18 protein-coding genes, 2 tRNA genes and 1 pseudogene are annotated in these 20,710 nt (G+C 67.7%); 14 read left to right on the top strand and 7 right to left on the bottom strand.

Going from position 1 to position 20,710, the window contains the following annotated elements; genetic code table 11:
- The first annotated feature begins 1 nt into the window (after position 1).
- The 9 genes from recF to GS4_RS02795 all read left to right on the top strand — a co-directional run bounded on the left by recF (position 2) and on the right by GS4_RS02795 (position 9,300).
- On the top strand, positions 2–1,306 hold the full coding sequence (gene recF, locus GS4_RS02835) for a DNA replication/repair protein RecF (protein ID WP_007617278.1): 1,305 nt from the start codon (positions 2–4) through the stop codon (positions 1,304–1,306).
- On the top strand, positions 1,303–1,911 hold the full coding sequence (locus GS4_RS02830) for a DUF721 family protein (RefSeq protein ID WP_007617277.1): 609 nt from the start codon (positions 1,303–1,305) through the stop codon (positions 1,909–1,911). The genes recF and GS4_RS02830 overlap by 4 nt, the downstream gene beginning before the upstream one ends.
- Positions 1,912–2,275: 364 nt before the next feature.
- Complete coding sequence (gene gyrB / locus GS4_RS02825) at positions 2,276–4,348, top strand: DNA topoisomerase (ATP-hydrolyzing) subunit B (RefSeq protein WP_007617276.1); 2,073 nt, start codon at positions 2,276–2,278, stop codon at positions 4,346–4,348.
- Positions 4,349–4,398: 50 nt separating this feature from the next.
- Positions 4,399–6,903, top strand: coding sequence for a DNA gyrase subunit A (gene gyrA, locus GS4_RS02820; protein ID WP_007617275.1), 2,505 nt, complete (start codon positions 4,399–4,401; stop codon positions 6,901–6,903).
- Positions 6,904–7,024: 121 nt separating this feature from the next.
- Complete coding sequence (locus GS4_RS02815) at positions 7,025–7,876, top strand: DUF3566 domain-containing protein (RefSeq protein ID WP_083862622.1); 852 nt, start codon at positions 7,025–7,027, stop codon at positions 7,874–7,876.
- 77 nt (positions 7,877–7,953) lie between these two features.
- A tRNA-Ile gene (locus tag GS4_RS02810) sits at positions 7,954–8,027 on the top strand.
- A gap of 72 nt (positions 8,028–8,099) precedes the next feature.
- Positions 8,100–8,175, top strand: a tRNA-Ala gene (locus tag GS4_RS02805).
- Between the two features lie 325 nt (positions 8,176–8,500).
- Positions 8,501–9,001 carry a hypothetical protein gene (locus tag GS4_RS02800; protein ID WP_007617273.1) on the top strand — a complete coding sequence of 167 codons (501 nt, stop codon included), beginning with the start codon at positions 8,501–8,503 and terminating at the stop codon, positions 8,999–9,001.
- A gap of 8 nt (positions 9,002–9,009) precedes the next feature.
- On the top strand, positions 9,010–9,300 hold the full coding sequence (locus GS4_RS02795) for a hypothetical protein (protein WP_007617272.1): 291 nt from the start codon (positions 9,010–9,012) through the stop codon (positions 9,298–9,300).
- Positions 9,301–9,441: 141 nt separating this feature from the next.
- On the opposite strand, the gene GS4_RS02790 is transcribed toward GS4_RS02795, so the two are convergent.
- Complete coding sequence (locus GS4_RS02790; protein ID WP_007617270.1) at positions 9,442–10,263, bottom strand: DUF1206 domain-containing protein; 822 nt, start codon at positions 10,261–10,263, stop codon at positions 9,442–9,444.
- A gap of 287 nt (positions 10,264–10,550) precedes the next feature.
- Between GS4_RS02790 and GS4_RS02785 the strand changes: the two genes are divergently transcribed.
- The gene (locus GS4_RS02785; RefSeq protein ID WP_007617269.1) at positions 10,551–11,663 is read left to right on the top strand and encodes a CaiB/BaiF CoA transferase family protein; all 1,113 of its coding nucleotides are present in this window, start codon (positions 10,551–10,553) and stop codon (positions 11,661–11,663) included.
- Positions 11,664–11,793: 130 nt separating this feature from the next.
- Complete coding sequence (locus GS4_RS02780; protein ID WP_083862621.1) at positions 11,794–12,789, top strand: DMT family transporter; 996 nt, start codon at positions 11,794–11,796, stop codon at positions 12,787–12,789.
- Between the two features lie 437 nt (positions 12,790–13,226).
- On the opposite strand, the gene GS4_RS25395 is transcribed toward GS4_RS02780, so the two are convergent.
- Complete coding sequence (locus tag GS4_RS25395) at positions 13,227–13,679, bottom strand: DUF4190 domain-containing protein (RefSeq protein WP_007617267.1); 453 nt, start codon at positions 13,677–13,679, stop codon at positions 13,227–13,229.
- A gap of 888 nt (positions 13,680–14,567) precedes the next feature.
- Complete coding sequence (locus GS4_RS02765; RefSeq protein ID WP_007617265.1) at positions 14,568–14,753, bottom strand: hypothetical protein; 186 nt, start codon at positions 14,751–14,753, stop codon at positions 14,568–14,570.
- A gap of 122 nt (positions 14,754–14,875) precedes the next feature.
- Here GS4_RS02765 and GS4_RS02760 point away from each other — a divergent pair, with 122 nt between their 5' ends.
- Entirely contained in the window at positions 14,876–15,397 is a 522-nt protein-coding gene (locus GS4_RS02760) for a peptidylprolyl isomerase (protein WP_007617264.1), read from the top strand.
- A gap of 62 nt (positions 15,398–15,459) precedes the next feature.
- Positions 15,460–16,323, top strand: coding sequence for a rhomboid family intramembrane serine protease (locus GS4_RS02755; RefSeq protein WP_439644589.1), 864 nt, complete (start codon positions 15,460–15,462; stop codon positions 16,321–16,323).
- A 119-nt stretch (positions 16,324–16,442) separates the two neighbouring features.
- On the opposite strand, the gene GS4_RS02750 is transcribed toward GS4_RS02755, so the two are convergent.
- Both GS4_RS02750 and crgA read right to left on the bottom strand, forming a co-directional pair.
- Positions 16,443–16,970, bottom strand: coding sequence for a PH domain-containing protein (locus GS4_RS02750; protein WP_007617262.1), 528 nt, complete (start codon positions 16,968–16,970; stop codon positions 16,443–16,445).
- An 81-nt stretch (positions 16,971–17,051) separates the two neighbouring features.
- Complete coding sequence (crgA, locus tag GS4_RS02745) at positions 17,052–17,342, bottom strand: cell division protein CrgA (RefSeq protein ID WP_007617261.1); 291 nt, start codon at positions 17,340–17,342, stop codon at positions 17,052–17,054.
- A gap of 122 nt (positions 17,343–17,464) precedes the next feature.
- Between crgA and GS4_RS02740 the strand changes: the two genes are divergently transcribed.
- Positions 17,465–18,139 carry an aminodeoxychorismate/anthranilate synthase component II gene (locus tag GS4_RS02740; RefSeq protein WP_007617260.1) on the top strand — a complete coding sequence of 225 codons (675 nt, stop codon included), beginning with the start codon at positions 17,465–17,467 and terminating at the stop codon, positions 18,137–18,139.
- A gap of 114 nt (positions 18,140–18,253) precedes the next feature.
- Here the strand turns inward: GS4_RS02740 and pknB are convergent, their stop codons facing one another.
- Positions 18,254–20,164: a Stk1 family PASTA domain-containing Ser/Thr kinase gene (gene pknB, locus GS4_RS02735; protein ID WP_007617259.1), complete on the bottom strand. Its 1,911-nt coding sequence runs from the start codon at positions 20,162–20,164 to the stop codon at positions 18,254–18,256.
- Positions 20,165–20,219: 55 nt separating this feature from the next.
- Positions 20,220–20,710, bottom strand: a pseudogene (locus GS4_RS02730) (serine/threonine protein kinase); the annotation flags it as partial.

Here is a 20,710-nt window from a genome sequence, read left to right as displayed (position 1 = left end):
CGTGTTCGTCCGAGAACTCCACCTCCGCGACTTCCGGTCGTGGCGCGCCGCCGACGTCGAGCTGTCGCCGGGATCGACGATCTTCGTGGGCCGCAACGGGTTCGGCAAGACCAACGTCCTCGAGGCCCTGTATTACCTGACGCATCTGCGTTCGCATCGCGTCTCCGGTGACGGGCCGCTGGTCCATCACGGTGCCGGCACCGCGACGATCACCTCGACGGTGGAGAACGACGGTCGCGAGCTGACCGTCGGTCTGACCATCAAGGCGGAGGGTTCGAACACCGCGACGATCAACCAGAGCCCGGCGCGCCGACCTCGTGAGATCGTCGGAATCCTCCGCTCGGTGCTCTTCGCCCCCGAGGACCTGCTGCTGATCCGCGGCGACCCGGGGGACCGGCGTCGCTTCCTCGACGAACTCGTCGCGCAACGCGGACCTCGATGGGCAGCCGCGCGTGCCGACTACGATCGCGTGCTGCGTCAGCGATCAGCCTTGCTGAAGACGGCGGGTGCCGCCATGCGTCGGGGCGGACCGGATGCGGATTCGGTGATCAGCACACTCGATGTCTGGGACGCTCAGCTCGCCGAGCACGGATCCCAGGTCACCGCAGGACGTATCGCCGTCCTCGCCGAGCTCGAACCTCATTTCGCCGCGTCGTACGCATCCGTCGCACCGCACTCGCGACCGACGACGCTGCGCTACCGCGCATCGTCGGATGTCGAGTTCGATCCGAGCACGTCGGTGGAGGAGATCGCCGAGGTGCTGACCCGCCGTCTGGTCGAACTCCGTGGCAAGGAGATCGATCGCGGTGTCTGTCTGGTGGGCCCACACCGCGACGAGATCGACGTGATTCTCGGCACTGATGTCGCGAAAGGCTATGCGAGCCATGGTGAATCGTGGTCGCTCGCGCTCGCGCTCCGACTCGGGTCGGTCGAGTTGCTCCGTGCCGAGGGCATCGAGCCGGTGATCTTGCTCGACGACGTCTTCGCCGAACTCGACGCCGCGCGGCGTGCCAAGCTCGCCGCATTCACCGCGAGCGCGGAACAATTGCTGATCACGGCTGCGGTGGGGGAGGACATCCCCGCCGACATCGGCGGTCGTCGGATCGAGGTGGACATCGTGGAATCGGGGGACGACCGCTACTCGGTGATGTCGGGTGTGACTGCCGACGAGGAGTCGGGTGTGACTGCCGACGAGGAGTCGGGTGTGACTGCCGACGAGGAGTCGGGTGTGACTGCCGACGAGGAGTCGGGTGTGACTGCCGACGAGGAGTCGGGTGTGACTGGCGACGAGGAGTCGGCGTCGTGACGCCGGGGGAACCACTGTCACCCGGTGACGGCGACCGGTCGACCGGAGGGGAGGCGTCGGATTCCGCACATCGCGCCGTCGAGCCCTCCGATCACGGCGGTTACGAGCGAGCGCGGCGCGCGCTGGAGGAGGCGCGGGCGGCCGCGCGGGCGGCCGGCAAATCCGTCGGGCACGGTCGGGCATCGCCGGCGCGCGGTCGCGCACGACAGTCGGGCACCCGGCGCCGGTGGTCCGGATCCGGTCCCGATTCGCGCGATCCACAGTCGCTCGGCAAGCTGACCGGACGTATCGCGGCCGAGCGGGGTTGGCAGCCCAAGATCTCCGAGGGCGCGCTGTTCGGCATGTGGGAGCAGATCGTCGGTTCGGAGATCGCCGCCCACGCGAATCCGACGGAGTTGCGCGACAACGTGTTACACATCCAGGCGGAGTCCACGGCGTGGGCCACCCAACTGCGCTATGTGCAGGCGCAGATCCTGGCGAAGATCTCGTCCGCGGCCGGCGACGGCATCGTGACCAGCCTCCGGATCACCGGTCCCAAGGGTCCGTCGTGGCGGAAGGGTGAGCGTCACATCCGCGGTCGGGGCCCCCGCGACACCTACGGCTGACAACCGTCCGCGAGCCCTACCAGACGGCGATCCGCAAAGCTAGTCTGCTGCGATCCTGGGGGCGGATTTCCCGGCTGTCCACAAGCGGACCGGCATGACACGAAAAAAATCGATCTGAGCGCGCGTCAGCGGCCCCGGATACGTACTCCTGGTCGAGTCAGGCAGTACTATGGACACAGTGCCCCGACAGGGGTGGACCGCACGTGGTGCCGACGGATTCCCTCGACACCGATCATTCCGATGACGTGTGCCTCGACGCGAGCGCACCGAACGGTGCCTGACGTCGAGCCGGACGCCCGTGCGGGGATGACCGGTCCGCCGAACTCGGCGACCATCGACAGCAGTGAAGGAGCGGACGCAGCTCGTGGCCGACACCAACGACACCCCCGATCCCGACGCGGGGAAGAAGAGCCGCAAGAAGAAGCCCGCCGAATACGGCGCCGACTCGATCAACATCCTCGAGGGCCTCGAAGCCGTTCGCAAGCGACCCGGCATGTACATCGGTTCCACCGGTGAACGCGGCCTGCACCACCTGGTGCAGGAGGTCGTCGACAACTCGGTCGACGAGGCGATGGCCGGCTTCGCGACCAAGGTGGACGTGACCCTGCTCGCCGACGGGGGAGTGGAGGTCGTCGACGACGGCCGCGGCATCCCGACCGCGATGCACCGCACCGGTGTACCGACCGTCGAGGTCGTCATGACCCAGTTGCATGCCGGCGGCAAGTTCGACTCCGACTCCTACGCAGTGTCCGGCGGCCTGCACGGTGTCGGCATCTCCGTGGTCAACGCCCTCTCGACCAAGGTCGAGTTGGAGATCGATCACGGTGGCTACCACTGGGATCAGGTCTACACCCGCGCCATCCCCGGTCCGCTGAACCAGGGCGAGGCCACCAAGAAGACCGGCACCACCGTGCGCTTCTGGCCGGACGGCGACATCTTCGAGACCACCAACTTCAGCGCGGAGACCATCGCTCGCCGCCTGCAGGAGATGGCGTTCCTCAACAAGGGACTGACCATCACCCTCACCGATCGTCGCGTGGCAGCGGCCGATCCGGTCGGCGACAGCGACGACGATCGCGAGGGTGAGGACGCCGCGGAGCGGATCAAGTCCGAAGAGGAGAAGGCCACCGAGGCGGCCAAGCCGAAGACCCGGACGTACCACTACCCCGACGGTCTCGTCGACTACATCAAGCACCTCAACCGCACCAAGCAGCCGATCCACACCTCGGTCGTCGGCTTCACCGGCAAGGGTGAGGGTCATGAGGTCGAGATCGCGATGCAGTGGAACGCCGGTTACTCCGAGTCGGTCCACACCTTCGCGAACACCATCAACACCCATGAGGGCGGCACCCACGAAGAGGGGTTCCGTGCTGCGCTGACCAGCACCGTCAACAAGTACGCGCTGGACAAGAAGCTTCTCAAGGAAAAGGACGGCAAGCTGACGGGCGACGACATCCGTGAGGGTCTCGCCGCCGTCATCTCGGTGAAGGTCTCGGATCCGCAGTTCGAGGGACAGACCAAGACCAAGCTCGGCAACACCGAGGTACGTAGCTTCGTGCAGCGCATGAGCAACGAGCACCTCGGTCACTGGTTCGAGTCGAATCCGGCCGAGGCCAAGACGATCATCAAGAAGGCCGTCGACTCTGCGCAGGCACGCATCGCTGCTCGTAAGGCACGAGAATTGGTGCGCCGCAAGACCGCCACCGACATCGGCGGACTCCCCGGCAAGCTGGCCGACTGCCGTAGTAACGATCCCGCCAAGTGCGAGGTCTACCTCGTGGAGGGCGACTCGGCCGGTGGCAGCGCCAAGACCGGCCGCGACTCGATGTACCAGGCGATCCTGCCGTTGCGCGGCAAGATCATCAACGTCGAGAAGGCCCGCATCGACCGCGTCCTGAAGAACGCCGAGGTGCAGTCGATCATCACCGCCTTCGGCACCGGCATCCACGACGAGTTCGACATCGCCAAGCTGCGCTATCACAAGATCGTGCTGATGGCCGACGCCGACGTCGACGGTCAGCACATCTCGACGCTGCTGCTGACACTGCTGTTCCGCTTCATGCGTCCGCTGGTCGAGCACGGGCACGTCTACCTCGCACAGCCGCCGCTCTACAAGCTCAAGTGGCAGAAGGGCGCCGACCCCGACTTCGCGTACTCCGATCGCGAGCGCGACGGTCTGCTCGAGGCCGGCAAGGCAGCCGGCAAGAAGATCAACCCCGACGACGGCATCCAGCGTTACAAGGGTCTCGGCGAGATGAACCCGAGCGAACTGTGGGAGACCACGATGGATCCCGAGGTCCGGGTGCTCCGTCAGGTCACCCTGGACGACGCCGCAGCCGCGGACGAGCTGTTCTCCATCCTCATGGGTGAAGACGTCGCCGCCCGCCGAGGATTCATCGCCCGAAACGCGAAAGACGTTCGCTTCCTTGACGTCTGACCTCTGACCGACAGTCACTGCGACCTCGATCAGGAGAGGGAACACACCACATGACCGACACCACGCTGCCACCCGACGGAGGCACTGGCGACCGCATCGAACCCGTCGACCTCGGGCAGGAGATGCAGAAGAGCTACATCGATTACGCGATGAGCGTGATCGTGGGCCGTGCGCTCCCGGAGGTCCGCGACGGCCTCAAGCCGGTGCACCGCCGTCTGCTGTACGCGTCCTACGATGCCGGGTTCCGTCCCGACCGCAGTTACGTCAAGTCCGCGAAACCCGTTGCGGAGACGATGGGTAACTACCATCCGCACGGCGACAGCGCCATCTATGACGCACTGGTGCGCATGGCCCAGCCGTGGTCGATGCGGTATCCGCTGATCGACGGACAGGGCAACTTCGGCTCGCGGGGCAACGACGGCCCCGCTGCGATGCGGTACACGGAAGCCCGTCTGACCCCGCTCGCGATGGAGATGCTGCGTGACATCGACGAGGAGACAGTCGATTTCACGCCGAACTACGACGGCAAGACCGACGAGCCGACAGTGCTGCCGGCTCGTATCCCCAACCTGCTGATCAACGGTTCGGGCGGCATTGCGGTCGGCATGGCGACCAACATCCCGCCGCACAACCTCAACGAGGTCGCCGACGCCGTGTTCTGGGCGCTCGAGCACCACGATGCCGACGACGAGACGACTCTCGCCGCGTGTATGGAGGCCATCAAGGGACCCGACTTCCCCACGGCCGGACTGATCGTCGGCGGCCAGGGGATCCGCGACGCCTACACCACCGGACGCGGCAGCATCCGGATGCGCGGTGTGGTCGACATCGAGGAGAACAAGGGCAGCACCACGCTGGTCATCACCGAGTTGCCGTATCAGGTCAACCCGGACAACATGATCCAGTCGATCGCCGAACAGGTGAACGAGGGAAAACTCAAGGGCATCAGCAAGATCGAGGACCACTCCTCGGATCGTGTCGGCCTGCGGATCGTGGTCACGCTGCGTCGCGACGCGGTCGCGAAGGTGGTGCTGAACAACCTGTACAAGCACAGCCAGCTGCAGACCAGCTTCGGCGCCAACATGCTGTCGATTGTCGACGGTGTGCCGCGGACGCTGCGTCTGGACCAGATGATCCGCTACTACACGGCGCATCAGATCGACGTCATCGTGCGTCGGACCCGGTACCGGTTGCGCAAGGCAGAGGAGCGCGCCCACATCCTGCGCGGTCTGGTCAAGGCTCTCGACGCCCTGGACGAGGTCATCGCCCTCATCCGTGCGTCGGCCAACACCGATGAGGCGCGCCAGGGCCTGATCTCACTGCTCGACATCGACGACGTGCAGGCCGACGCCATCCTGGCGATGCAGCTGCGTCGCCTCTCCGCGCTCGAGCGCCAGAAGATCATCGACGAACTCGAAGAGATCGAGCGCGAGATCGCCGACCTGAAGGACATCCTCGAGCGGCCGGAGCGTCAGCGTGCGATCGTGCGCGACGAGCTCAAGGTCGTCGTGGACAAGTACGGCGACGAGCGTCGGACCAAGATCATCGCCGCCGACGGAGACGTCACCGACGAAGATCTGATCGCCCGCGAGGACGTGGTCGTGACGATCACGGAGACCGGATACGCCAAGCGCACCAAGACCGATCTGTACCGCAGCCAGCGGCGGGGCGGTAAGGGCGTGCAGGGCGCGGGACTCAAGCAGGACGACATCGTGAGGCACTTCTTCGTGTGCTCGACCCACGACTGGATCCTGTTCTTCACCACCAAGGGTCGGGTCTACCGGGCCAAGGCATACGAACTCCCGGAGGCCAACCGCACCGCGCGTGGTCAGCACGTCGCGAACCTGCTGGCCTTCCAGCCGGAGGAGCGGATCGCCCAGGTCATCCAGCTCAAGACCTATCAGGATCAGCCGTACCTGGTGCTCGCCACCCTCAATGGCCTGGTGAAGAAGTCCAAGCTCGAGGACTTCGACTCCAACCGCTCCGGCGGCATCGCGGCCATCAACCTCCGCGGTGAGGACGAGTTGGTCGGCGCCCAGCTGTGCAGCGCCGACGACGATCTGCTGCTGGTGTCGAAGAAGGGGCAGTCGATCCGCTTCAGCGCCACCGACGACGCATTGCGTCCGATGGGACGTCAGACGTCGGGCGTGCAGGGCATGCGGTTCAACGTCGACGACGAACTGCTCAGCCTGAGCGTGGTCCGCGACGACACGTTCCTGCTGGTCGCGACATCGGGTGGGTATGCCAAGCGCACCCCGATCGAGGAGTACTCGGCGCAGGGCCGCGGCGGCAAGGGCGTGCTGACCATCCAGTACGACCCCAAGCGCGGCGACCTGGTGGGCGCGATCATCGTGGACGCGGAGAGCGAGGTCTACGCGATCACCTCCGGTGGCGGTGTGATCCGCACCTTGGCCAAGCAGGTCCGCAAGGCGGGCCGGCAGACCAAGGGAGTCCGCCTGATGAACCTAGACGAGGGCACGACACTGCTGGCCATCGCCCGCAACGCGGACGAGCCGGAAGAAGAAGCACCCGCATCCGACGGACGCGACAAGTAGGAGCCGGATCCGACATGGTCCAGCCGTTAGGGTGGAGGGCGATGTCGCGGGCCCTGCGACGCCTCGCCACCATGTCGGGGTCGGGCGGGCGCGGCCGGAAGCACCGAGTGAGGGAATGCCTGTGAGCACACCGAACGAGCCGGACAACGAGAAGTCAGGGAACGAGGCCCCGGAGTCGGCCGCGCCAGGCCCCTCCGGGCCGGGAGCGGGCCGTCTCGTGCCGCCCTGGCAGCGGGGTCCGGGTGACGGTGGACCGAAGAGCACGGCCCCGACCGGCGATTCGTCGAGCACCACCTCGCACGGCGGCCCGCCGCCGCGCGGGGTGGTCAGCGGCACCGCGGCGGCCAGCATCACCGGTCAGCAGGCTCCCGTCACCAAGCTGGACAACCCCGGTGGCGGCGGTACCGCCACGGTCACGGAGGACGATCCGGACGGCAAGTTCGTCGAGTCGCCGACGCGCAACATCGACCGTGAGGACCTGCCGGGTCAGCAGCTGCCGAACCTGGACGCCATCCATCACGTCGACGCCGCACCGACGGCCGGTCCCGGCGCCGCGGCGCCCGCTCCCGGACCGCGGTCGGCACCGGCGCAGGTGGGCAACGCCGGCCAGGCTCTGCGCGCAGCGGTCCAGATCCGACGCATCGACCCGTGGGCGACGTTCAAGATCTCCGCGGTGCTCTCGGTGGCCGGCTTCTTCATCTGGATGATCGCCGTCGCCGTGCTGTACCTGATCCTCGACGGCATGGGCGTCTGGGATCAGCTCAACAGCTCGTTCAGCACCATCGTGACCTCTGACGGCTCGGCCGGTGAGGGCGACGTCATCGGAGCCGGCACGGTCTTCGGTTGGTCGGTGCTCCTGGGCGCGATCAACGCGATCCTGCTGACCGCGTTCGCGACCATCGGCTCCTACATCTACAACCTCTGCGCCGATCTCATCGGCGGCGCCGAGGTGACGCTGGCCGACCTCGATTGACCTGCGCCGACGAGAGTCCGCGACCAGCCGTTTTGGTCGATGAGCTCCGCGTCGGGTAATCTCACACCTCGGTTCACGGGCCTATAGCTCAGGCGGTTAGAGCGCTTCGCTGATAACGAAGAGGTCGGAGGTTCAAGTCCTCCTAGGCCCACTGCGAGTGGTGGATTTCCATCCGATCGCACACCCGTCGACACCGGATCCGCCCGTCGGAGACGCTCGGCACGGGGCCTTAGCTCAGTTGGTAGAGCGCTGCCTTTGCAAGGCAGATGTCAGGAGTTCGAATCTCCTAGGCTCCACCATTCCGATTGCTTTCTCATCGCCGGAACTCGTTCGCTTCCCCGCCCGGCGGGTCTTTCTCGGCCATGTGACCGCGACTCACGCGGGAATCTCTTGGCAGTCCCATCTCTGAACGACGTGTCAGTCATCCGTCGGCGATCCCATGACCACCGGGGCAGTCGGGGGCGCGTGCGCAGTACGGTGCACTGGCGGCGCTTTCGGCGGCCCGCTCGGTTCCGGCCACGTCGTGGTCGCCGGCGGTGCTCCGAACCGTTTCACCGGCGACAACGGGAAACAGATTGGTGGTCCCTTCGATTGAGCGCGACCGTGTACGAGCGGCTCAGCCGTATGGCCGTCTCATCCGCGCGCGTGGTGGATCCCGACACCGTCGCGGGTGCGGTCACCGTCGGTCCGTTACCACCGGGATTCGTAATCGATCTCGGTGCCCCCGGGATGGGTTTGTTCGACCTGTTCCTCGGTCCTCCGGTCGCCCACGGGGAGTTCCGCGACAACGTCGTCGTCGGGCTGACGCGATTCGTTGTCGACGCCACTGTCGACGTGAACGACATCTTCGACGACGCGTTCACGGAGGCGCGCGGGCTCCCGGAGTGGATCGAGCAGCGTGCCGACCGCGGCCTCGTCGGGGGTCGAACCCAGGGCGCGACCCTGCAGGCCGGCAACTACCGCGACGCCGCCGGGCGACGTCTCCACACCGTCACGAAATACGAGGCCTACCAACGCGGGAACGTCGTGTACTTCCTGCAGTGCACCGGGACCACCGCGTCGGATGACGTCGCGCTGTGGTCGTCGCTCGTCCATACAGTCCACTCGGCGCGGCTGGACGACTGAGGAGGGACATGGTCACACGCGCAGCGGTGGTCGCCGATCTCGAGGAGGTCCTGCGGACGCCGATCGACTTCGTCGCCGACCCTGACGACGAATCCTGGTATCGGGGAGAGCTTTTCGGCGAAGCGGTGTTCATCCGGATGGGGGACTTCCCCGACGAGGAGGCCTACTCGCTCTACCTCGGCCACGGTCGGTGGATGGACTTCACCGCGATACCGCGACGGTGGACCATCACCACACCTCCCGGCGGATGGCCCCCGACCGCGCGTCCGCGCCTGGCCAAAGGTGAGTTCCACGAGTGACCTGCGGGCGACGCATCGTCTGACCGACGCCGAGCAAGCCGAGCACAGTCGGTCCTGTGGTCCTCGCCGCAGTGTGAGCGGAAGGCCGTGACGATTATTGTCGTGGCCTCGCGCTCAGACGTTGTCGGTGACCATGACCGGCTACATCCGAGCGAACCGGGCCATCCAGAAGCAGTAGACGCCGTAGGCGGCGAGTCCGATGGCAGCCAGGACCAACAGGATCTGGCCGGCAGGAAGTCCGGCGAGCGTCTTCACCGCCCCATCCAGTCCGGTGGCCTTCGACGGGTCGGCCTTCACCGCTGCGACGACGACGAGGATGCCGGTCGCGACCAGCACCGCACCCTTGCCTGCGTAACCCGCGACTCCGGCGACCGTCACAGCGGTCCCGCGGGCGTTGCGCAGATCGTCGAGGAACTTGCGGGTGACCCCTTTGTAGACGTGGTAGGCGCCGACCCCGACGATCACCAGCCCTGCGACGACGAGCAGCGTCTTGCCACCGGTCGACTGCATCAGCCGGGCACTGAGACCGGCGTTCTGCGACCCGCTGGACTGGCCGTCGCCCATCGCGAACCGCGCGGCCGACCAGGCGAACGCGACGTAGACGATCGCCGTCGCGAACGCCTTGCCCCGATCGAGCCATGCCTCGGCACCGCTGTTGTCCTCACCGGCTTCGGTTGCGTGCGGACCGACGATCGCCTCCGCGATCCGCCACAGCGCCAACGCCACGAAGGCCACCGTCGCCACCCACAGCGCCGCACGGCCGCCCGCGTTGTCGGCGAAGATGGCCAATGCCCCCGATTGATCGGCAGTCCCGGGGTCGCCGAAGGCCAGGCGAAGGACGATGTAGGCGATCAGCAGGTGCAGCAAACCGCTCACCACATGTCCGGCGCGGGCCAGTCGCTCGAACCACGTGCTGTCCGTCGCCTGGTCGACCGCCTTGGTCACCGCGTTGTGTCTGCTCATCGTCCTCGTCCCCGATAGTTCCCCGGATGGTGCAGTGGATGTTCCCAGATACCCGATCCTGCTGGACTCATGCGCGCCGGCAGCTGTGATCGGTGGCCTCGCCCGCGGTGGTGATTGGTGGGCTCGCCCACGGCGGTGATTGGTGGGCTCGCCCACGGCGGCATTCAGTGGGCTCGCCCATGGTGACATGACGCATGATGGCGGGGGAGATGATCGGCGCGGATCGAGGGAGGCGACATGGACCACAGGGTTGCGGCGACGACGGGCCCGCAGCGGGGCGGTAGTCGATGACCGGCGCCCTCGACGGCGTGGTCGTGGCCGACTTCTCGCGCGTCCTGGCCGGACCGTATGCCACGATGCTGCTCGCCGACATGGGCGCCGAGGTCATCAAGATCGAGCGACCCGACGTCGGCGACGACACGCGCCAGTGGGGGCCTCCCTACGACTCATCCCACACTGCAACGTATTTCACGTCGGTGAACCGCAACAAGACATCGGTCTCCGTCGACCTCGGGACACCGGAGGGAGTCGAGGTCGCGCAGGGAATCGTCGCTCGCGCGGATGTCCTGATCGAGAACTTCCGATCGGGCACGATGGAGAAGTTCGGACTCGGATACGACGACCTCCGGGAGCAACACCCCGGCCTCGTCTACTGCTCCATCACCGGATTCGGTACCGATGCCGGCGCCGGACTGCCCGGTTACGACCTGCTGCTGCAGGCGATGGGTGGTCTGATGAGCATCACCGGACCTGACTCGTCGACACCCACGAAGGTCGGCGTGGCCGTCGTCGACGTGATCACCGGTCTGCACGCATCGACCGGGATCCTCGCCGCGCTCCGCCATCGCGACCGCACAGGTGAGGGCCAGCGGGTACACATCGCATTGCTGACCGCCCTGCTGTCGGCGTTGAGCAACCAGGCCGCGGCGTATCTCGGGGCCGACGCCCAGCCGGTCGCGATGGGCAACCGACACCCGAGTGTGGTTCCCTACGAGACCTTTCCGACAGCCGATCGGCCGATCGCGCTCGCGGTCGGGACCAATAGGCAGTTCGCGTCCCTCGCCGAGGTACTCGGTCATCCGGACTGGGCGGACGATCCGCGCTATGTGTCGAACGAGGCGCGGGTGGGACATCGGGACGAGCTGATCGCATCGATCACCGAGGCATTGGCGTCGGCCGGTGCGGCCGAATGGACCGGCCGTCTGTCGGCGGTGGGTGTGCCGGCCGGACCGGTGAACAGCCTCGCCGAGGCGTTCCAGACCGCACGCGACCTCGGCCTCGACCCCGAGGCGGTCATCCCGGGATCGTCGGCGCGAACGGTACGCAATCCCATCGATCTGTCGGCGACCCCGGTCACGTACCGCACCGGACCGCCCGAACTCGGCGAGCACGGTCCCTGAGACGGCAGGTCTTCCACTCACCGCGATCCGACGGTTCGCGCCGAGACCCTCGGGCTGGGCACAATCGGCAGGTGATCTCGTGCTCGACCCTGCGGCCGGCCCTGGCCGCCGTGCAACCCCCGACCTCCCGATGAGCGTTCGGTCCGTCTCCGGGCAGGGCAATGCGTGGGTGGCCGGCCTGCTGTCGGCGACTGCCTACGGTGTCACACCGACGTTCGCCGCCATCGCACACGAAGGCGGCGTCTCACCGACTGTGTTGGTCGTGCTCCGCAGCGCGATCGGGGGAGTGCTGCTGCTCGCGGTCGCGCTCGCCACCGGACGTCTGCGTGTCCACCGCCGCGATGCGTTTCTCCTGACCTTCGTGTGCGGTCCGCTGTTCGCGATACAACTGCTGTGCCTGTTCGCCGCGATCACCTACACCGGTGCGCAGGTCGCTGTCGTGATCGCGCACGTGTTCCCGGTGTTCGTGATGGTCATCAGCGCGGTGTGGCTCGGTCGTCGTCCCAGTGCGGCCAGCTGGCTCATCGGCGCGGTGATGATCACCGGGATCGTCTTCGTCGCCGGCGCCGGCGGTGGTCACGTCGTGGTGCGCGGAGCGTTGCTCGCCGTGGCGTGTGCCGCCGGGTACGCGCTGTACTACCTGATCGGGGAGCCGATCCTGGCGCGCGTCAGCGTGATCACCGCGTCCGGACTCACCTCGCTCGGCGCGGCTGCAGCGGCCGGCGTCGTCCTAATCTTCGTGCCGACGACGTGGACTTTCACCACCGCCGGATGGGTCACGGTGCTGATCCAGGGTGCGATCATGATGCCCCTCGGAGTCGGGGGCGCCTACGTCGCGGTCCGGACGCTCGGCCCGGTGCCAGGCAGTCTGCTCAGCCTGTTCGAGGCTGTGGTCGGCGTGTTCGCTGCCGCGCTGTTCCTCGGCGAGACCATGGTCTGGCAGCAGTGGGTGGGTGTCGCCATCGTGTTGGGGGCGTCCGCGATGCTGCCGTGGATCCGGACCTCGGGTGGTCCTCCGGGTGGTGACGATGCCGGCGACGGTGTTGTAAGCGAGGGCATGGAGATGAGCGATGTGGGTGAACGCGCGGGTGTCGGTGACGGGGTGTCGGAGGCTGTGGGTCGGTGAGCTCGGCGCCTGGGATCTGTGCGCTGGCTGCGAGCGGGTTCTCGGATTTCTGACGCGGGAGCGGTTGTTGCTGTGGGTGTTCCACAGCTGTCCTCGGTGAGGTGTCAGGAATCCGAGCGGGCGGAAGGGCGCGCGGGTCGAGTCGGGCTCGATCTCGAGCTGGGCCGTGACCCGGCTTCGGCCCGGATTTTTGGCACGTGGGCGCTCCGTGGTGTGGATAGTGCACAGCCGTCTTCGCTGAGGTGTCAGAAATCCGGACGGCGGGGGCGGGATCTGTGGCGTCGCCTCAGCCGTGACCCGGTTTCGGCTCGGATTTTTGGCACGTGGGCGCTCCGTGGTGTGGATATTCCACAGCTGCCCCCGCTGAGGTGTCAGAAATCCGGACCAAGGTGTCAGAAGTCCGAGCGGTGGCCGCCCCTCGACCGCGACCCGACCCCTCAGGAACCCTGCGCGGTGATCCAGAAGTACGCGATCAATCCGAGAACCACGAAGGCGATCCAGGCATAGCCGATCCACAGGGCTGCCGTGGCGAACGGTGCTCCGAACTCACGCGTGCGTCGGATCTGTGTGCGGGCCTGATGACCGAGGAACACGCCGATCGGCGAGGTGATGCCCAGGACGGACAGCACCAGGGCCCAGATGGCGTTGCGGTTCAGCGTGGCCTTGCGGGGTCGCGCAGCCACGGGTACCTCCGGATCGCTGGGTCGGTCGGGTCGGTCGGGTCGGTCGAGGTGGATCGAGTCGTCGTCGACCGCCGAGTAGGCGCGCGGCGAGTCCGACGGTCCGAAGTCATCATGCTCGTCGGCACCGACAGTCCGGTCGTCGTCGAGATCGACAGGCGCTGCCACGTTGCCGCGCGGGATGGCGGTGGTCGCCGGCGGCGCGCCCACACCACTCGGCGGCACCGCTCGGGTCGGCGCGTCGGGATCGTCTCCGGTCGGTGCCCCGACAGGTGCTCCCGTAGGCCCGGGTCGACCGGGTCCGCCCGCAGGTGGTCGGGGGCCGGGGCCGGGACGTCCGCCGGGAGGAGGACGTAGTCCGGGTGGGGGCCGATGGCCGGGGGGCGGACCGTCGCGGCGCGTCGCCGCCGGGCTCGGCCCGGTGGTTCGTGGCCCGCCGCCGGCAGCCGGACCGGGACCGGTGGATCGAGGTCCCGTGGTGGACGGGCCGGGAGGAGGACCCGAGGCCCCGGGACCGGTCGAGGTCGGACCGGTCGTGCGCGGCCCCGCCGTCGACGGTCCGGGAGCCGCTGGTCCGGTAGTCGATGGGCCAGTCGTGCGCGGCCCGGTCGCTGCAGGGTTGGGGCCGGTGGGGCGTCGCCCACCGGGGCCGTTCGGCGGGGGACCCGACGGTCGCGGGTCGGAACTGCGTGGGCCGGTGGGGCGCGGACGTCCGCCGGGAGGTGGGCCGGCAGGCGGCGGTCCCGACGGTCGGCGTTGCGGACCCCCGGTACGTGGCGGTGGTCCCGACGGCCGGGGAGGCGGTGGGCCGGACGACGGAGAACCGGAAGACGGCGCACCGGACGGTGCCGGTCCGGATGGTGGCCGCGCCGTCGAGGGGGCGGTCGGTTTGCGCTCCCAGGGCGGTGTCAGCCGGGGCGCCGGTGACCCCGACGACGGCGCGGGACCACGGTCGTCGCGTCCGCCGGAGTCGGTCGGATCGACGGGTGGGAGGTCGGGGTCGTCGGATGTCACGGGATCAAATTACCTTCTACGGCAAGAGGGCAACGGCGTGCACGCTCCGAACAGAGGGTGTCGGCGCCGCTGTCGACCGGCCTCTCAGGAGGCCTCGGCGTCGGCGGTGGCGCGGATGTCGGCGGCCGTGGGGAGCTCCTCGACCCGCGGGACGGTCGGGGAGACCGGCGGATGGTCGGGGCGGGTCGCGCGGGCGACGACAGCGACGCCTGCGGCGATCAACGCCACGACGCCGGCAGCCGCGCCGGCCACCACGTACTTCTTGGGCATGCAGTACAGGGTGCCAGTCGCGGACGCCGGATGCCAGCCGGGTGACGTGCGCGGTTGTACGCGACGAACGCGAAACCGACAGGTCAGGACATGCGCGGGCACGCGGATGGTTGGATGGGGGCGTGACCACATCTACACAGACCGCGACGATCACGACGAACCGCGGCGACATCATCGTCGAACTGTTCGGGAACCACGCTCCGAAGACCGTGGCGAACTTCGTCGGGCTCGCCGACGGCAGCAAGGACTACACCAAGCCGAACGCCTCCGGCGGCAACAGCGGACCGTTCTACGACGGTTCGGTCTTCCACCGCGTCATCGAGGGCTTCATGATCCAGGGCGGCGACCCGACCGGCACCGGTGCCGGTGGCCCGGGCTACCAGTTCGAGGACGAGTTCCACCCCGAGTTGCAGTTCGACCGTCCGTACCTGTTCGCGATGGCGAACGCCGGACCCGGCACCAACGGATCGCAGTTCTTCGTGACCGTCGGCCCGACCCCGCACCTCAACCGCAAGCACACCATCTTCGGTGAGGTCACCGACGCCGCGTCCAAGCAGGTCGTCGATGCCATCGCCACCACGTCGACGGACCGTCGTGATCGTCCGCTCGACGAGGTCGTGATCGAGAAGATCGAGATCAACTGACCACGCCTCCACCCGCCGGTCCGCCGGCGGTCTGTTTCCGGCATCCCGACCGCCCCACCGGACTGTCCTGCAGTCGGTGCGGGCGGCCGGCGTGTCCGGAGTGCCTACGGCCCGCAGCCGTGGGACAACACTGCGTCGCCTGCCTGCAGAACGATGGTGTCGATCGCGCCACCGTCCGTCCTCAGTTCGGTGACCGCGGCATCCGTCCGATGGTGGCCCGACCTCTGGTCGCGTCGCGACCGATCGCCACCTATGCGTTGATCGCGATCAACGTCGTGGTCTTCGCCATCTGCATCGCCGAGGCGGGCGGACTCCAAGTCCTCAACTCGCCGCTCTTCCTCGACTGGTCGCTCTACAAGCCGGCCATCGCCGACGGCCAGTACTGGCGTCTGTTCACGTCGGGCTTCCTGCACCTGTCGGTGATCCACATCGCCGGCAACATGCTCGCGCTCTACATCCTCGGACGTGACCTCGAGCTGGCGCTGGGCATCCCGCGCTACGTCGCGGTCTACGTGACGTCGCTGTTCGGCGGCAGCGCCTTCGTGATGCTGTTCGAGTCCGACACCGCGGTGACCGCGGGTGCATCCGGCGCCATCTACGGCCTGATGGGCGCGATCCTGGTGGTGCTGCTCAAGGCCCGACTCTCGCCGGTCCCGGTGCTGTCGATCATCGGCCTCAACATCGTGCTGTCGATCGCGATCCCCGGCATCTCCATCTGGGCGCACATCGGCGGGCTGGTCTTCGGCGCGGTCGCCACCGCGGGCATCGTGTTCGCCCCCGGTCTGCTCGGCGGCTCGTCCCGACCGTCGGCGAAGACCGCCTCGATCATCGGCTGGGTGACCATCGCGGTGCTGTTCGTGCTGGCCGTCGGTATCTGCGTCGGCATCGGCCTCGACTACTCGAACCCGACAGTCCTCGTCCGCTGACCTGCGGATCCCCGCCACGTCGATCGTGCGCTCGAACCCGTCGATCGTGCGTTGAGGGCGACCGAGCGCCCAACTGCCGAATCCCGAGAACGCCGCCCGAGCCGCCGACAATCCAGCAGCTACGACTCCTCGACGGGGAATCCTGCGCGCCGCAACTCGTCGGCGACGTCGCGGAGATCGCTGCCCAGATCCCAGCGGCCGAAGACCACCAATCGGGTGTCCTCCCGTAGCGCAGGGGACTCGGCGTCCGCATCGCGGCCGTCCACGGGATGCGGCGACGCCTCGGCGCCGTCCGGCAGCAGATCGAACTCGATCTGTGGGACCCGACGGCCGATGCGCCGGAAACTCAGCAGGCGGACCCGCTCCACGTCGGCGGGCGTGACCGTCCGACGTCCGGTCAGCGTCCGGATGGTGAGCGTCGACGGTGAGCCGACGCCGACAGTGAGCGCGAGTCGCGGACGTATCAACAGGGCGTGTGCAGCGAAGCCGAGGAGCAGAACCCCGGCGACGCCGAGCAGCACCATCCCGGCCGGGTCACCGGCGAATACCGTCGCGACCAGCACGATCACCCCACCGACGCCGAGCGCGCCGCCCGCGATCGGGGACGGCGACCACTCGTGTGTGGATGGATCCGCAGAGTTATCCACAGGAGTTACTCACAGTGGGGAGAACTTACACACATGTTATTTCCACAGTGTGGATGAATTCGACGCGTGTGATTCGGCAGGTCAACGCCACCGCATCGTCATCAACAGACCCGCGACCATCAGCGCGAACCCGATGAGGAAGTTCCACGGTCCCAGCTCGTACATCCAGTTGAGGATCTTCCCGTCGCCGCCCAGCGCCGACGGCGTCGCGACGAGGTAGAAAACGATCAGCCAGGCGAGGCCGAGCAGCATGAGGCCCAGCATCACGGAGACATAGACCGTGCTCGACGGCCCGGTCTTCACCTTGACCGGCGTACGGCTCGCCGGGTTGATCGTGTAATCGGTCTTCTTCCGGACTTTTGACTTCGGCATGACTTCCTCGGTTGAACTGCGATTTCCCGGGGTGAACGAGCACTCCCGGCAGACGTCTCTACCTCTACGGTATCCCACCAGGGCGCCGACCTCGGCTGATGTCTGCACGGTAACCTGACCTGGTGAGTCAGCCCACCGTCTCCGAGAGCGGCCGCGGCCGCATCCTCGTCATCGACAACTACGACAGCTTCGTCTACAACCTGGTCCAGTACCTGGGCCAGCTCGGCGTCGAGGCAGTGGTGTGGCGCAACGACGATCCCCAACTCGCCGACCTCGCCTCCGCCGTCAGCGGCTTCGACGGCGTCCTGCTGAGCCCGGGCCCTGGTACACCGCAGCGTGCCGGCGCGACCCTGCCGATGGTCGGCGTGGCGGCTCGGACGCAAACCCCCCTGTTGGGCGTCTGCCTCGGGCACCAGGCCATCGGGGCGGCGTTCGGGGCGACGGTCGATCGTGCACCGGAGTTGTTGCACGGCAAGACCTCCGAGGTTCTCCACGATGATGCGGGAGTGCTCGCGGGTCTACCCAGCCCGTTCACCGCGACGCGCTACCACTCGCTGACCGTGCTGCCGGAGACCATCCCCGACGAATTGATCGTCACCGGTCGCACCGAGTCCGGGATCGTGATGGCGATGCGTCACCGGGAGCTGCCCATCCACGGTGTGCAGTTCCACCCGGAGAGTGTGCTCACCCAGGGCGGGCACCGGATGCTCGCCAACTGGCTGTCGGTGTGCGGCATCGACATCGACCCGGGGCGCGTCAACGCCCTGGAAGCGGAGATGGCTGCAGCCATCGGCTAGTCGACCACCGGCGGCAGCCGCGCGGAGTAAGACGTCACCCGGCCGATGAACTCGGGCCGATGAGCTCGGGCCGGGCGCGGAATCGCCGCTATCACCCGAGCCGACCCTGCCAGGTCATCCGGGCAGCAGGCTGCCCTGTCCGATGACGATGCCGACCGAGCCGTCCTTGCGGACCTTGGAACCGGCGTTCGGGTCCTGTCCGATGACCTTGCCGTCGTCGGAGCTGCCCAGCGGTACGTTGCGACGCGACTGGGTCAGCGTCGAGTCGTCCCAGCCCGCCTGATCCAGAGCGGCTTGCGCCTGTTGGGCGGTCTTGCCGCGCAGGTTGGGCATCACGAACATGTTGCCCCGACTGATGGTCACCTGGACCGGGTTGTCCTGCTCGGCGGTGTCGCCGGAACTCGGCGACGAGCTGACGATCCGGCCGGCCGGCAATTCGGAGTCACCGGCCACCGCGACCATGTCGACGCCGAGTTGCCGGAGAACTGCGCGGGCCTGGTCCTCGGTCTGGCCGACCAGGTTCGGGATGGTGATCTGTTTGGGTCCGTTGCCCACCTGGATCACCACGGCGGCGTTCACGGGCGACTCGGTGCCCGTCGGCGGCGTGGTCCCGACGACCTTGTCTCGCAGCTCCGACGTCGAGTCGACGCGATTGCGCCTGACATCGGTGAAGCCGAGGACCTTCAATGCCTTCTCCGCCTCGTCGGGAGTCTGTCCACGGAGATCGGGCATCTGGTGCCGCTGCGGGCCGGTCGAGATGTAGAGCGTCACCTCGGAGCCCTCAGCGGCGAGCACGTTTTCCGCGGGTGTGGAACGGGTCGCGTTCCCCACGCTCACGTCGGGGCTGGGTTCCTCCAGCTGTTTCACCCGGAAGCCCGACTTCTCGAGCAGGTTGCGCGCCTCGGTCGCCGACTGGCCCGCGATGGTCGGCACCGGTACCTGTCGGGCGGTCTCGGAACTCCACGGTGACCATAGGAACAGTGCCACGACCAGCAGGGCGACGACGGCGGCCGATACCCCGGCGAGCAGCTTCCGGGAGCGGCGTGGTGGCTCGTCGTCGTCGCCGTCGCGTCGATGCGTGTTCCGACCCTCGGCACCGTCGTCGGGGCGCAACCGTCGGGATGCGGTGAGGTCGATGAACTCGGTGCGGTCCTCGGGCGAGAGCAGCATCGGCGCAGACGGCTTGCCGCCGGCAAGGACCTTGATGAGATCCGCACGCAGGTCGGAGGCCGACTGGTAGCGGTTCTCCTTGTTCTTGCTCATCGCCTTCAGCACCACGGAGTCGAGCTCCGGCGGGATGTCGGCCTTGATGGACGACGGCCACGGCGGATCCTCGTGTACGTGCTGGTGTGCGACCGCCACCGGTGAGTCACCGGTGAACGGAGGCTCGCCGGTCAGCAGCTCGAACAGCACACAGCCCATCGAATAGATGTCGCTGCGTGGATCGACCTTGATCCCGCGGGCCTGTTCGGGCGAGAGGTACTGCGCGGTGCCCATCACGGCCGACGTCTGCGTCATCGTCGACGTCGAGTCGCTCATCGCACGCGCGATACCGAAGTCCATGACCTTGACCGCGCCGGTCTTGTCGATCATCACGTTCGCGGGCTTCATGTCACGGTGGACGATGCCCGCCCGATGTGAGAAGTCCATCGCCGCTGCGACATCCGCCATCCAGGTCATCGCCTGACGCGGTGAGACCGGACCGTTCGCGCGGAGCACGTCGCGCAGGGTCTCACCCTCGACGTACTCCATGACGATGAACGGCAACGGACCGTCCGGGGTCTCCGACTCACCGGTGTCGAAGACCTGCACGATGGTCGGGTGGTTCAGCTTGGCCGCGTTCTGCGCCTCGCGCCGGAAGCGCAGGTAGAACGACGGGTCGCGCGCGAGGTCGGCGCGCAACACCTTGATCGCGACATCACGGTGCAGACGCAGGTCGCGGGCGAAGTGCACCTCGGACATGCCGCCGAAACCCAGCGTCTCGCCGAGTTCGTACCGATCGGACAGGTGATGGGGAGTCGACATCAGCGTCTCCTCACCCTGGTCCGAACCATCACATCGATCATTATCCGCACGTCCACTAGTTACCGAACCCCGGAAGCGTGAACGTCGGCAACACCGGGGTCTCTGCGGTCGGGGCGCCGGGGTCGGTGGTGTCCGGTTCCTCGGGCTGCGTGGTCCGCGGCGGCGTCGTGGTGGTGGTCGTCTCCTCGGTGGTGGTCGTCGTGGTGGTCCGACGACGCGTGGTGGTCGTCTCCTCCTCGGTCGTCTCCTCCGGGGTGGTGGTCGTCGTGGTCGCGGTCGTCGACGACGGTGCGGGTGTCTCGCCCGACGCCGAGTTCAGGTTCAGCAGCCAGTAGCCGATCAGTCCCAGCGCAGCCACCAGCAGGACCGCGGCCACACCGGCCAGGACCTTCTGGCCGGTCGTCCAGCTGTTGTCGTCGGCAGGCGGCAGTGGGCGGCTGGGGGGTCGGCTGGCGGTCCGGGCCGTGGCGGGTCGGGATGCCGCGGTCGCGGGGCCGGTCATCGCACGCGTCTGCCCGGTCGGCCGCAGCGCGGCTCCGGCGGCTG

Origin of the sequence: Gordonia soli NBRC 108243 (genome assembly GCF_000334455.1) — a bacterium.
Lineage (GTDB): Bacteria > Actinomycetota > Actinomycetes > Mycobacteriales > Mycobacteriaceae > Gordonia > Gordonia soli.
The sequence above is the reverse complement of the archived record's forward strand: the minus strand, read 5'-3'. Positions and strand labels throughout refer to the sequence as shown.